General features: G+C 35.9%; 13 protein-coding genes. All 13 read left to right on the top strand.

Going from position 1 to position 13581, the window contains the following annotated elements; all coding sequences use genetic code 11:
* The first annotated feature begins 34 nt into the window (after positions 1-34).
* The 13 genes from E4Z98_RS08205 (at position 35) to E4Z98_RS08145 (ending at position 13284) form a co-directional block, all read left to right on the top strand.
* Complete coding sequence (locus E4Z98_RS08205; protein WP_135254236.1) at positions 35-2200, top strand: amino acid ABC transporter substrate-binding protein/permease; 2166 nt, start codon at positions 35-37, stop codon at positions 2198-2200.
* Positions 2201-2932 carry an amino acid ABC transporter ATP-binding protein gene (locus E4Z98_RS08200; RefSeq protein WP_135254237.1) on the top strand — a complete coding sequence of 244 codons (732 nt, stop codon included), beginning with the start codon at positions 2201-2203 and terminating at the stop codon, positions 2930-2932.
* Between the two features lie 204 nt (positions 2933-3136).
* Positions 3137-4135, top strand: coding sequence for a Gfo/Idh/MocA family protein (locus tag E4Z98_RS08195; RefSeq protein ID WP_135254238.1), 999 nt, complete (start codon positions 3137-3139; stop codon positions 4133-4135).
* A gap of 16 nt (positions 4136-4151) precedes the next feature.
* On the top strand, positions 4152-5387 hold the full coding sequence (locus E4Z98_RS08190; RefSeq protein WP_135254239.1) for a DEAD/DEAH box helicase: 1236 nt from the start codon (positions 4152-4154) through the stop codon (positions 5385-5387).
* Between the two features lie 37 nt (positions 5388-5424).
* A complete protein-coding gene (locus tag E4Z98_RS08185; protein ID WP_135254240.1) occupies positions 5425-8088 on the top strand; it encodes a sigma-54-dependent transcriptional regulator in 2664 nt (887 codons plus the stop codon).
* A 192-nt stretch (positions 8089-8280) separates the two neighbouring features.
* Positions 8281-8601, top strand: coding sequence for a PTS sugar transporter subunit IIB (locus E4Z98_RS08180; RefSeq protein WP_135254241.1), 321 nt, complete (start codon positions 8281-8283; stop codon positions 8599-8601).
* Between the two features lie 25 nt (positions 8602-8626).
* Complete coding sequence (locus E4Z98_RS08175; protein WP_135254242.1) at positions 8627-8938, top strand: PTS lactose/cellobiose transporter subunit IIA; 312 nt, start codon at positions 8627-8629, stop codon at positions 8936-8938.
* Positions 8939-9051: 113 nt separating this feature from the next.
* On the top strand, positions 9052-9372 hold the full coding sequence (locus tag E4Z98_RS08170) for a PTS sugar transporter subunit IIB (RefSeq protein WP_135254243.1): 321 nt from the start codon (positions 9052-9054) through the stop codon (positions 9370-9372).
* Between the two features lie 141 nt (positions 9373-9513).
* Positions 9514-10947 carry a PTS sugar transporter subunit IIC gene (locus E4Z98_RS08165; RefSeq protein WP_135254244.1) on the top strand — a complete coding sequence of 478 codons (1434 nt, stop codon included), beginning with the start codon at positions 9514-9516 and terminating at the stop codon, positions 10945-10947.
* Between the two features lie 422 nt (positions 10948-11369).
* The gene (locus E4Z98_RS08160; RefSeq protein ID WP_135254245.1) at positions 11370-11588 is read left to right on the top strand and encodes a hypothetical protein; all 219 of its coding nucleotides are present in this window, start codon (positions 11370-11372) and stop codon (positions 11586-11588) included.
* A 30-nt stretch (positions 11589-11618) separates the two neighbouring features.
* On the top strand, positions 11619-11813 hold the full coding sequence (locus E4Z98_RS08155; RefSeq protein WP_135254246.1) for a DUF3188 domain-containing protein: 195 nt from the start codon (positions 11619-11621) through the stop codon (positions 11811-11813).
* Entirely contained in the window at positions 11800-12213 is a 414-nt protein-coding gene (locus E4Z98_RS08150) for a DUF3284 domain-containing protein (protein ID WP_135961191.1), read from the top strand. The genes E4Z98_RS08155 and E4Z98_RS08150 overlap by 14 nt, the downstream gene beginning before the upstream one ends.
* Positions 12214-12360: 147 nt before the next feature.
* On the top strand, positions 12361-13284 hold the full coding sequence (locus E4Z98_RS08145; protein WP_135255002.1) for a DUF7916 family protein: 924 nt from the start codon (positions 12361-12363) through the stop codon (positions 13282-13284).
* Positions 13285-13581 lie beyond the last annotated feature (297 nt).

Below are 13581 nucleotides of genomic sequence, written 5' to 3'. Positions count from 1 at the left end.
TAGAAAAAAAGAAAAACACAGGGGGAATATGTACATGGAATTTAATAAAAAAATTCTCACATTTTACAGTATACTTATCACGTTTGCAGCAATTATAGTGGGGTATCCCTCTCAGACTCAGGCAAAGACGTATGATATTGGAACTGACATTACATTCGCACCATTTGAATTTCAAAATGATAAAGGCGAGTATGAGGGCATCGATATTGATTTATTAAATACGATTGCCAAAAGTAAAGGCTTTGATGTGGAGTTAAAACCTTTAGGATTTGATAGTTCTATTCAAGCAGTCCAATCAAAACAAATTGATGCTATGATCGCTGGGATGAGTATTACCGACGAACGTAAGAAATCATTTGACTTTTCAGATCCGTATTTTGATAGTGGTATTCAAATGGCGGTAAAAAAAGGGAATGACAAGATTAAAGGATTGGAAGATTTAAAAGGAAAGACAGTAGCCACTAAAGTTGGAACAGAAAGTGCTACATATGTTGAGGAAAACCAAAAAAAATATGGATACAAAGTGAAGAACTTTGACGATGCAACTGGTCTTTATCAAGCGTTAAAGAATGGCGAAGCAGATGCTATTTATGATGACTATCCTGTTTTAGGTTATGCCATTAGTCAAGGACAAGCCTTACAATTTGTAGGAGATAAAGTGACAGGTAGTTCATATGGATTCGCTGTTAAAAAAGGTGAAAATAAAGAGCTATTGAAGTTATTCAATGAAGGTTTAAAAGAAGTAAAAGAAAATGGAACGTATGACAAAATTTTAGCTAAATATATCGCAAGCGGTGCAGATGATGCATCAGCAACAACTAAAATGAAAAAAATCACACCGAAAAAAGACAAATATGTTATTGCGAGTGATTCAACGTTTGCACCATTTGAATTCCAAAATGCTGACGGTGAGTATGTAGGGATTGATGTTGATTTAATCAATCGTATTGCAGATATGCAAGGGTTTAACATTGAAATGAACTATATTGGTTTTAGTTCGGCGATTCAAGCGGTTGAATCCGATCAAGTAGATGGTGTGATTGCTGGAATGACGATGACGGATGAGCGTGAGAAGAAGTTTGATTTTTCAGAACCTTATTTCCAAAGTGGTATCCAATTAGCGATTGCACAAGATAATAAGGATATTACATCTTATGAAGACTTAAAAGGCAAAACAATCGCAGCCAAAATAGGAACTGAAAGTGCGGATTTCTTAGAAAAGAATGAAGCTAAATATGGTTACAAAATTAAGTATCTAGACACAACAGATGCGATGCATTCAGCACTAGAAGTAGGTGCTGTAGAAGCATTCATGGACGATTATCCAATTACTGATTATGGTATCAACCAAGGGAAATTACTTAAAACACCGGTTGCTCGCGAAGAAGGCGGTTCTTATGGCTTTGCTGTTAAAAAAGGTAAGAATCCTGAATTAATCGCGATGTTTAACGAAGGATTAGCTGAATTAAAACGTACGGGTGAGTATGACCAAATTGTAGGTGCCTACCTTGGAAAAGAAGACGACGAACAAAAAGCAGATAAGGTAGATGAGAGTACTTTTATGGGCGTAGTTAAAAATAACTGGCAACGTTTATTAAAAGGTTTAGGGATGACCTTATTATTAACCTTAATTTCATTTGTTTTAGCGTTAGTATTAGGTGTAATCTTAGGACTGTTTAGCGTATCACCAAGTGCTGTTTTAAGAGGGATTTCAATGATTTTCGTTGATATTGTACGTGGTATTCCACTAATGGTATTAGCATTCTTTATTTACTTCGGTTTACCAGGATTAATAGGTGCTAAAATTCCAGTATTTGTTGCAGGGATTATTACGTTGACCTTAAACGCTAGTGCTTATATATCTGAAATTGTTCGTGGCGGGATTAATGCCGTGGATAAAGGTCAAATGGAGGCTGCACGAAGTCTAGGATTATCTTATGGTAAGACAATGAAACGAGTAATCTTACCTCAAGCCTTTAGAGTGATGATTCCATCATTTGTTAACCAATTTGTTATTTCCTTAAAAGATACGACGATCCTTTCAGCGATTGGTTTAATCGAATTATTACAAGCAGGAAAAATCATCGTTGCCCGTAACTTACAAGCAACAACGGTGTATTTCCTAATTGCGTTACTGTACTTTATCGTTATTACAGCGTTAACCAAATTTGCTAAACGTTTAGAAAAGAAGGTGAATTAATTGGCTGAGAAAATTTTAGTAGAAAACTTACGAAAACAATTCCATGACAATGAAGTCTTAAAAGGTATTAACTTGTCAATTAATGAAGGAGAAGTGGTTTGCGTTATTGGACCATCAGGCTCAGGTAAATCAACATTTTTACGTTGTTTAAATCGACTAGAAAAAATTGATAAGGGAGAAGTCATTATTGATGGTGTTAATATTGCCGATGATAGCACCGATATTAATTTAGTTCGTCAGCATATCGGGATGGTTTTCCAACATTTTAATTTATTCCCACATCTATCAGTTATCGAAAATATTACACTAGCTCCTGTAGACCTTGGTAAACTGACCAAAGAAGAGGCGCAAAAAAAAGCCATCGACTTGTTAGACACAGTTGGTTTGTCTGACAAAAGTGAGGCATATCCAAAATCACTTTCAGGTGGACAAAAACAACGTGTGGCTATCGCGAGAGCTTTAGCAATGAATCCAGATATTATGTTGTTTGACGAACCTACGTCTGCTTTAGATCCGGAGATGGTAGGAGATGTGTTGAACGTTATGAAGAAATTAGCACATAAGGGAATGACGATGGTTATTGTTACCCATGAAATGGGGTTCGCAAGAGAAGTAGCTGACCGTGTGATTTTTATTGACGAAGGTCAAATTTTAGAAGATACTACACCAGAACAAATCTTCACAAATCCACAAAATGAAAGAACGAAAAATTTCTTAGATAAAGTCTTATAAAAAACACCGACTGACCAAATGATCATTCTACTTGGTTAGTCGGTATTTTTGTATCAAGAATTACGTGCTAATACATCATTTTGCTAAGTTAGTTTTATTATAAATGATGGTGTTTTTGTTTACTGTTAACGATTGGATTATCTTTTTTATTCGTCTCTAAATTAGTGTATAATAAAGAGAATAAGAATTTGAGGAGTGTGCATTATGTTAAAATTAGGTATTATCGGAACAAACTGGATTACCCATCAATTTGTTGACGCGGCTATTACAACAAAAGAATTTGAATTACACAGTATTTATTCTCGTTCGATTGATTCAGGAGTGACATTTGGTGAACCGTTTGAACAAACTAATGTGTACACGAATTTAGGGGAATTTTTTAATGATAGCGAACTTGAGGTTGTTTATATTGCGTCCCCAAATAGTTTGCATTATGAACAAGCTAAGCAAGCGATATTAGCAGGTAAGCATGTTATTACTGAGAAACCAGCTGTTTCTCGTTTAAGTGAATTAGAAGAACTACATCAATTAGCAGATACGCAGGGTGTGTTTTATTTTGAAGCTGCACGTAATATCCATGAAGCGAACTTCAAACAAGTTGCTGAAATGATTCCGGCGCTTGAACCGATTGTAGCGGCTAATTTTAGTTTTATGAAGTATTCTTCACGTTATGATCAGGTGGTTGCAGGTGAAGAGCCTAATATTTTTTCACCAAAATTTTCTGGTGGTGCGTTGATGGATTTAGGTGTGTACCTCGTCTATTCAGCAGTTGCTTGGTTTGGTAAACCACGAGAAGTTCATTATTTTGCAAGAAAATTGCCAACAGGTGTGGATGGAGTCGGACACATGATTTTCCGTTACGAAGATTTTGATGTTAACATGATGACCGGAAAAGCAAGTACCAGCTTCTTGCCATCTGAGATTATTGGGCACACACAAACTATTAGTATGAATGCGACTAACAGTATTGAAAAGGTAAGTTTGTATGACCACACAACAGGTGAAACAACGGCTATTCCTATTAGTAAAGAGGAAAATCCGATGGTTGAAGAAGCGAAAGCTTTTGCCACATATATTAAAAAGAATGATTTACAAGATGCACAGTATCGTCAGTTATTAAGTATTATGCATACCGTGCATGACGTGATGGAACAATTAAGAATGCAAGAAGGTATTACATTTGCAGCAGACATTAAACAATAAAGGATAAACTAACTATATGGAAATCAATCAATTATCACAGGCTTGGCAAGAAAAATGGCAAGCAAAAAACTTTCAAGATCCTACCGCTATTCAACAAAAACTTTATGAACCGTTGAAAGAAGGCGAACATATTCTAGGTGTTTCACCAACAGGAACAGGTAAAACGATTGCCTATGTCTTGCCTTTATTAGAAAGGTTAGATCCTAACGCAGGTAACCAGTTATTAGTGTTATTACCAACACAAGAGTTAGCAATTCAGGTGACAGATGTTATTCGTGAATGGATAGGGGATGTTGGGTGTTCAGTACAACCGATTATTGGACAAGCCAATATCAAACGTCAAATCGAAAAATTAAAAGACAAACCAGAAGTACTTGTTGGAACACCAGGACGTGTGTATGAATTAGTCCAACAGAAAAAAATCAAAGCGCATTTATTAACAACGATTGTACTGGATGAAGTGGATCAATTAATCGCTCATTCAGAGTTGAATGCAGCGCAAAATATTTTGAAACGATTGCAACAACAAACACAATTAGTAGGAATTTCAGCGACTGGTCAAACCGTGGAAGCGGGCTTTAGAGACTTAGTGCGACGTGACTTTAAACTAATTGATGTGACCAATGATCAAGGGGAACAAGCAGCAGACGTTTTGCATGGTTATATTCGTACCCCACTACGCAAACGAGGTAGTGTATTGAAGAGCTTAGCACACGTAGAGGGAATGCGTGCGATTGTCTTCTTTAATGAAGTACAAGATATGGGATCAGTCTCAGATAAATTAACGTACGAAGGTGTTGCAAATGCCTCATTAGCGTCGGATCAAAATAAATTTGCACGTCAACGTGCCATTCAAGCTTTCCATGAGAAGAAAGTTCCATTCTTATTAACAACCGATTTAGGTGCGCGTGGACTTGACTTCCAGGAAGTCGATTATGTGATTCATTATGATGTGCCTTATGGTGCCGAAAGTTATATTCACAGAAGTGGACGTACGGGACGTATGAACCGTGAAGGAAATGTCTTGACCTTGTTAAGCGATCATCAAATGAAAGACTTGAAAAATGTTAGTCAAAAAGCAAGTGCTGACTTACATGAAGTTTTCTTATATGGTGGCAGATTATCATTAACTGCACCAACCAAAACGGCAGAACCAAAAACAAAGCCGAAAAAAGATAAAAAAGAGAGCAAATCGAAAAAATCATCTGCTAATAAGAAAAAGGCGAAACCTTCTAGAGCCAAGAAAAAATAAGTAGCAGTATACGTTTTGTTGTAATTGGAGGAATCGCATGAGAAGTCGAAAAGAACAAATTTATCAATTTTTAAGTATGCATGTTAGTGGATTAACAGCTAATGAAATTGCCAGCCAAATGGAGTTGGAAAGAAGCAATGTTAGTCGCTATTTAACAGAATTATATAAAGAGAAACGAGTGTTTAAAAGTGCAGGACGCCCAGTTGTATATAGTGTTAATGTAGCCAAACAAGAACCAGATAAATACACAGTATCGTTCGATGACTTAGTTGGGGCTAATAGCTCTCTTAAAGTGAGTATCCAACAGGCAAAAGCGGCTATTTTATATCCACCAAGAGGCTTACATACGATTATTTTTGGTGAAACAGGGACCGGGAAATCGTTATTTGCTGAGTGTATGTATCAATTTGCCGTTAGTTCCAAAAGTTTGAGTGGTGATGCACCGTTTATTTCATTTAATTGTGCAGATTATGCGCAAAATCCTCAGTTGCTATTCTCACACATTTTTGGGGTGAAAAAAGGTGCCTATACTGGTGCGGATGTGGATCGTCCAGGTTTGTTAGCACAAGCTGATGGTGGGATTTTGTTCCTAGATGAAATTCATCGTTTGCCTCCTGAAGGTCAAGAGATGTTATTTACCTTTATTGATAAAGGGGAATTTCGTCCGTTAGGTGAGAGCACAGAACTTCACCATGCGTCAGTTCAAATTATTGGAGCGACAACTGAAAGTTCGGAAGTCTTCTTATCAACCTTCAATCGACGTATTCCAATGTCAATTACCTTACCCGCACTTCGTGAACGCTCTCTAGATGAACGTTATGAAGTGGTCACACTTTTTATTAATCAAGAAGCAGATCGTTTAAATCAAAAAATTGTGATAGAGCGCGACGTACTGTTAGGTTTCATGTTATACGATGCAGAAGGAAATATTGGACAAGTCAAACGTGACTTGAAATTAGTTTGTGCTAAAGCATTTCTACATTATCGTACGCATGATGAAGACTATTTAACGATTAAACAAAAAGACTTGCCGTTAAATGTCCAAAAAGGCTTATTACGTGTGAAAGATATACCAGAGCGTTTTGACCGAGCAATCGATAAGAGTAAACAGCACTTAACCTTTAAACCAGGCGCTAAAGAAGTAGTTTGGCAACAGGATCCAGCACGAGATATGGGCGTCTATCAAACGATTGAAGATCGTGTGAGTGATCTTAAGCAACAAGATATTGAAGAAATTGATTTAGAAAAATTAATTGAAGCCGATGTCGATCAATTTTTTGCCGCATATATGGATGAATTGGCTAGTTCAACGATTCATCGCGACTTAATTCCTGATAATGTGTGGAAATTAACGAATCATCTATATGATGTTGCTGAGGAAAAATTAGGGCGTGTGTATAATGAGAAATCTCGTTTTGCGTTCGCGCTTCATTTACAAGGAACATTGGAACGTATTCGTGACAAACGATTAATCGTACATCCTAATTTAAATGACGTACGCATTAATTACCGTGAAGAGTTTCAAGTCGCGTTAGATTTATCCGCAATGATTGAACAAGAAATGAATTTACAAATACCATTTGATGAAATTGGTTTTATTACAATGTTCTTATCAATCGATTTGACCGAGGAAGCGAAAGTTCAATTGAATGAAGTTCAAGTTGTTTTACTCATGCATGGTAAATCCACGGCGTCAAGTATGCTAGAAGCAGTACAAGAGTTATTAGGGACAACAGCAGGTGTTGCCTTTAACATGCCGTTAACAATGGAAGTTCAGACTATGTATGAACAAGTGAAAGATTACGTTTTGACTCATAAAGATGAAATGAAGAGTGGCATGTTACTGTTAACCGATATGGGTTCTTTAAACACATTTGGTAACATGATTTATGAAGAAACAGGTGTCAAAACACGTGCTATCTCAATGGTAAGTACAATCATTGTGTTAGAAGCAGTCAGAATGGTAGGGACTGGAAGAAGCCTAGAAGATATTTATCAAAATATTCAAGTATCCTTCCAATCTATTGTTCGTAACCAATTTAAGCCAATCAAAGAATTACCTAAAGCAGTTATTGTGACCTGCTTTACGGGTGAAGGAGTGGCAGCTCGTTTGTCTGAACGGATTAAACCAATTTTAACTGAGGAAATAAAAGTATTTCAATTGCAATATTTAGAAAAAGAATCCTTCCGCTCACGTATTGATGAATTACTTGAACACTATGATATTAAAGGTATTGTAGGGACTGTTGATGTGGAATATCAAAATATTCCGTTTTTCTCGGCGTTTGATATCTTTAATAATCAAGGATTGAGCGATCTAAAACGAATTGCCTCTGATGAAGTTGAAATTGATCAAATGATTTATTCATTAAAAAGTAGTTTAACCCATGTAGACTCAGTATCAGATTTACTTCATTTATTACAAAGTATTGTGGAACATATTCAACGTGATTTGAAGTTAATTCTAGAGCCGGGCATTGAATCAGCGATAATGATTCATATTGCCTTTTTGATCGATGGTTTAAAATCAGAAGAACGTTTAAGAGTATTTGAAGACCTAGATACTTATAAAACACAACATAGAATGGAATTTAATGGCGTGAAGACCAAAATGATGCAATTAGAAAAGCGTTATGAGATTGCTATTTCAGAAGATGAAATTGCGTATATTACACAAATGTTTATCGAAAATGCTTTATAAAATATTTTTTTAAGGTTCGTAAAATACACACTGATCGTTACTGTGTATTTTACGAACCTTTTTTAGTGTAAACTAAAATAATGGTATAAGCCTTGGTGTGATAGCGTTTCCTTAAAAATGAAAGTTGGCACGCAACTTGCTTGTATTAAAGCAAGAGAGTGATGTTAGGATAAATCTAAGGGGGAATTTATAATGGCAACAAAAACAATCATGTTAGTATGTTCAGCAGGGATGAGCACCTCAATGTTAGTAACAAAAATGCAAAAAGCAGCAGATGATCAAGGAATTGATACGGATATCTTTGCAGTATCAGCATCAGATGCAGATAATAGTTTAGCCTCTAAAGACGTCAATGTTTTATTATTAGGCCCACAAGTTCGTTTCATGAAAGGCCAATTCGAAGCTAAATTAGCAGATAAAGGCATTCCGTTAGAAGTCATCGATATGAAAGATTACGGCATGATGAATGGTGAAAATGTCCTAGCACAAGCATTGAAATTAATTGGAGAATAATAAAAGTAAAAAGGTGGAGAATCATATGGATCAAGAATATTTAGAAGCAGTGATGGGGCTAATCATTAATTCAGGAAATGCAAAAAGCGACGCAATGGAAGCGATTTATGCAGCGAAAGCCGGAAACTTTGAAGAAGCAGATGCTAAAATAAAATCTGCAGAAGAAGCACTGGTACAAGCCCATCATTCACAAACAGGTTTGTTAACAAAAGAAGCCCAAGGTGAAAAATTAGAAATCACATTATTAACGGTTCATAGTCAAGATCACTTAATGACGTCTATTACATTTACAGACTTAGCTAAAGAAATTATTGACTTACATCGTAAAATTGCTTAATTTAACTTTTCATTTTATATAGAGGAAAGCAAAAATATTCGTTTTCTTCTATATAAAGATAGATGAAAGCGTGTACTATTTAAGAATAACACTATTATTAGGAGGAAAATATAATGGCAACAAAAACAATCATGTTAGTATGTTCAGCAGGGATGAGCACCTCAATGCTAGTAACAAAAATGCAAAAGGCAGCAGATGCTCAAGGAATTGATACAGATATCTTTGCAGTATCAGCATCAGATGCAGACAACAGTTTAGCTTCTAAAGACGTCAACGTTTTATTATTAGGCCCACAAGTTCGCTTCATGAAAGGCCAATTCGAAGCTAAATTAGCAGACAAAGGCATTCCGTTAGAAGTCATCGATATGAAAGATTACGGTATGATGAACGGTGAAAATGTCCTAGCACAAGCAATGAAATTAATTGGTGAATAAATACTGGGAAGTACTTAACTATTATGTCTGTAGTACTTGATGCGTTTTAAAAAAGAAAAATGTTTGTTGTTGTAGATTATTGCGTTAATAATCAATCGAAAGATTATTGAAAAAATAAGTATATTAATGGAGGGATGATGCATGCACGCATTGACAGCTTGGTTGGAGAAGTTTCTTCTGCCAATCGCAGGGAAAATTGGAAACCAGAAACACTTAGTCGCACTTAGGGATGCTTTTATCGGTACGATGCCAGTAACAATGGCAGGATCAATGGCGGTATTATTAAACGCGATTATTCGTGATTTACCAACACAGTTTATTGATGGTTACGACGCTAATACCATTCCAGTATTTAAAGAAATTATTGGAATTAATGGTTATGTATGGAATGGGACATTAGCAATTGCCGGTTTGATGTTTGCTTTCTCACTAGGGTATAACATTGCCCGTGCATACGGTGTCAATGACTTAGCCGGTGGATTAGTTTCTGTAGGGGCATTGATTCAAGGGATTGCGTTCTCAGCACCAGCAACTGTCAACTTAGAGCCTGGTCAATTAGGAGAAAAAGCAACTGAATTATTAACAAATGCCGGTTCTGTTATTTCACAAACAGAAGTTTTAGATACTGCTACAGGGAACATGAAATTAGTTGAACAAGTAACCAATAACGCATGGGGTTGGTTGAAACTTGATCATTTAAATGGTAATGCCTTCTTCACAGCAATGATTTTAGGATTTGTAGCAGTTATTATTTTTGCTAAATTAATGAACAGAAACATTACAATTAAAATGCCAGAACAAGTACCTCCTGCTGTAAGTAAAGCATTCGCAGCGATTATTCCAGCATTAGTTGCATTATATGCTGTGGGAATGTTTAATTACTTCTTCACACGTTTTACAGATGTATTATTTATCGACTGGGTACAAAAAACAATCGCTGATCCATTACTAGAGTTATCTCAAGGTTTTGGTGCAGTAATGATTATCACTGTTTTCATTCAATTATTCTGGTTCTTCGGAATTCATGGAATGAACGTTTTAGCACCAGCTTTAGAAGGGATTTGGGGAGTTGCCCAAATTAAAAACGTTAACTTGTTTAACGAAGGTGGCGTTGAGATGGTTAAAGAACACGGTTATCTATGGGTACGTGGTTCATTTGATGCGTTCTCAATGTTTGGTGGTTCAGGTGGTACAATTGTTTTAATTATTGCCATCTTAATCTTCTCTAAACGTGCAGATTACAAGACAATCGGTAAATTATCATTAGGACCTGGTATCTTTAATATCAACGAACCTGTTATGTTTGGTTTACCAATCGTATTAAACCCAATCATGTTCGTTCCATTCTTGTTAGCACCAATCGTAACAACAGCTATTGGTTACTTCGCAACAATTAATGGATGGGTTGACCCAGTATCTCAACAAGTAGTATGGGTAACACCACCACTATTACTATCATTCTTAGCAACAGGAGCAGACTGGAGAGCACCGGTCGTATCATTAATCTGTATGATCGTAGCCTTCATCATTTATGCGCCATTCGTTATCGCAGCAAACAAAATGGAAGAACAATAAAGTGCTTGAGTGAGCGTTTATCCCCGAAAAATAATGAAAACTATTCAAAAACAGCTTCTCATGTTTTTGAAAGGGTAGACATTATGTTCGAAGGGATGCTCGCGAAAGCCGGATAAAAAAGTGCTTGAGAACGCGGTTAACTTCTGAGTAATATGAGCAGAATGACGAAAATTGTGTAACAATTTTTGAGAGTTCTGACATATTACCGAAGAAGTTGCGTCCGAAAGCCGGATAAAAAAAGTGCTTGAGAACGCGGTTAACTTCTGAGTAATATGAGCAGAATGACGAAGATATGAGTAACACTAAGCAATAAAAGAGCATAAGCAACAAAAACCCCCAATTAGGGAAAAATATGATGATAACGGGGTGAGTGGTAGTAATTATCACAGACCCTGTTATTTTCATTATAAGGAGGAAGAACCATGATTGCAGTAAATGTGGCGATGCAACAAGATAAAGTAATTGCATTATTGGAAAATTTAACGGAAAATGTGACGTTTACTTATAAAGAGAAAAAAGGTATCAAATTATTATTTGAAGTAAAAGGAGCAAGCGCTGAAGAGGCAGTTAAAGTAGCTAAAGAAAGTATCAAAGCACAACCTTGGGGAAGTGTTTTGTTCTTCCAATGTACACCAGCGTAGTCAACAGATGAATTAAAGGAGAGAAAGATAATGATGAAGAATGGCTTGTTTTTAATTAGTATAGGATTGATAATGTTTATGTTTTGCGTGAATCGAGTGACGTTAGAGTATGATTTCTTGCTAATGACGACAGCTGTTACCTTAATCATTGTAGGTGGTATTCTCTCATTTAGAGCCAACAAAAAAGCAAAACAAACCGAGGTGAAATCAAATGAAAATCGTTAAGACCTTAAATGTGCCAGCAGAATTTTTTTACCAGCAAGTGATTAATTCCGTCCTATTTGATATTCGTAAAAGTACCGGTGAAACGGTTAAAGAACATCAGTTAACGAACTACTCTTACGTTAAAGAATTTTCAAAAAATAGTCGGGCAAAAATTAGCATTGAGGCAGCACAAAAAAATGAACTTTATTGTTTTAATACCTCAACGGTTCGCAATGATTTTACGGTTAGTTATGCGATCAAAGCACTTTCAGATAAACAATGTGAAGTCACGTATACAGAAGAAATGATCTCACACGGTGTACTTCAAAAAGCGAATGACATGATGTTTGGCATGTTTTTAGCACCATTCAAGAAAAAACAACTAATAAAAATGTTGGTATCTATGGAAGCTTCGTATTAATTAAGAAGGCTCTTATATGTTTAGGACAGTAAGGCTGATTAAAGGGAAAGGAGCTGTGACAGTCTTTGTCACAGCTCTTATTTTCCAAAAAAAGTGTTCCCAAAATAGCCGATATTAACGATAATATAACTAAAGGTGGATAATAAAATGGTAAAAAGATTAATTAGTGCTAATGCAAGTGAAATTGCTGGGTTTTCAAAGGAAGACTTAATTCAAAGTATTAAAGCCAGTGAAGGGCGTGTCGTATTAAGTGAAAATGTCGTTATGCATGAACCGATAGTAGGAGATATTACGTCAAGTGAGTTAGCACGAGCTTATGGTGCTGATATGATTTTATTAAATGGTTTTGATGCGTTTGAACCAATTATTTTAAGTTTATACGAAGGGCAATATGCTGCATGGAACGCTAAACCCAACGATAATGCTATTCGTGACTTAAAAAAATTAGTGGGGCTACCTATTGGAGCTAACTTAGAGCCTGTTGATCCTAACGCTGATATGACATCTGATATTATTGAGATTTCAAAAGGTCGTACAGCATCTGTTGAAACATTTAAACGTGCTAATGAAATTGGCTTAGATTTTATCTTGTTAACAGGAAATCCAGGTACAGGAGTTACAAATCAAAGAATTGCTGAAAATATAAAAATTGCTAAAGAACATTTTGACGGTGTCATTATAGCAGGGAAAATGCATAGTGCGGGTGTAGATGAGCCAGTGGTGAGTATTGAATCGGCTAAGCAATTTATAGAGGCGGGAGCTGATATTGTCTTGGTACCTGCAGTAGGAAGTGTCTGGGGGATTACCGAGGAGATGGTAGGTGAGGTAGTAAGTTATTGTCATCAGCAAGATAAGTTAGTGATGAGTGCGATAGGAACGTCTCAAGAAAGTTCTCATCCAGAAACGATTCGCCAAATTGCATTAAAAAATAAAATTTTAGGCGTTGATATACAGCATATTGGAGATGCCAATATGGGATTAGTAGGAATTAAAAATATTAAAGAACTATCAGATGCTATTCGCGGAGAACGCCATACTGTTTCACGTTTTGCGAGATCAGTGAATCGTTAATCAAAAGATACCTATCAAACTATCAATTTTCGATCTTTATCGAAGCTTGATAGTTTTTTTTACGTATTATTTCTATTTTCATGTTATTTTAATATTTCTTATTTTAATAATGAAAACAATAAACAAGAAATTAAACGAACGTTTAATAACAATGTTATTGGTTTTTTACTTTATTTATCGTTGTTTTGGTGAAGGTTATTTGTAATAAATGTATATTAAATAACAAAAAGTACACACAAATAACTGTGTGTACTTTTTGTTTACGTTGATAGTGTAAGCGCATTTATATTGAAAACA

Origin of the sequence: Vagococcus xieshaowenii, from assembly GCF_004792515.1 — a bacterium.
Taxonomy (GTDB): domain Bacteria; phylum Bacillota; class Bacilli; order Lactobacillales; family Vagococcaceae; genus Vagococcus_A; species Vagococcus_A xieshaowenii.
The sequence above is the reverse complement of the archived record's forward strand: the minus strand, read 5'-3'. Positions and strand labels throughout refer to the sequence as shown.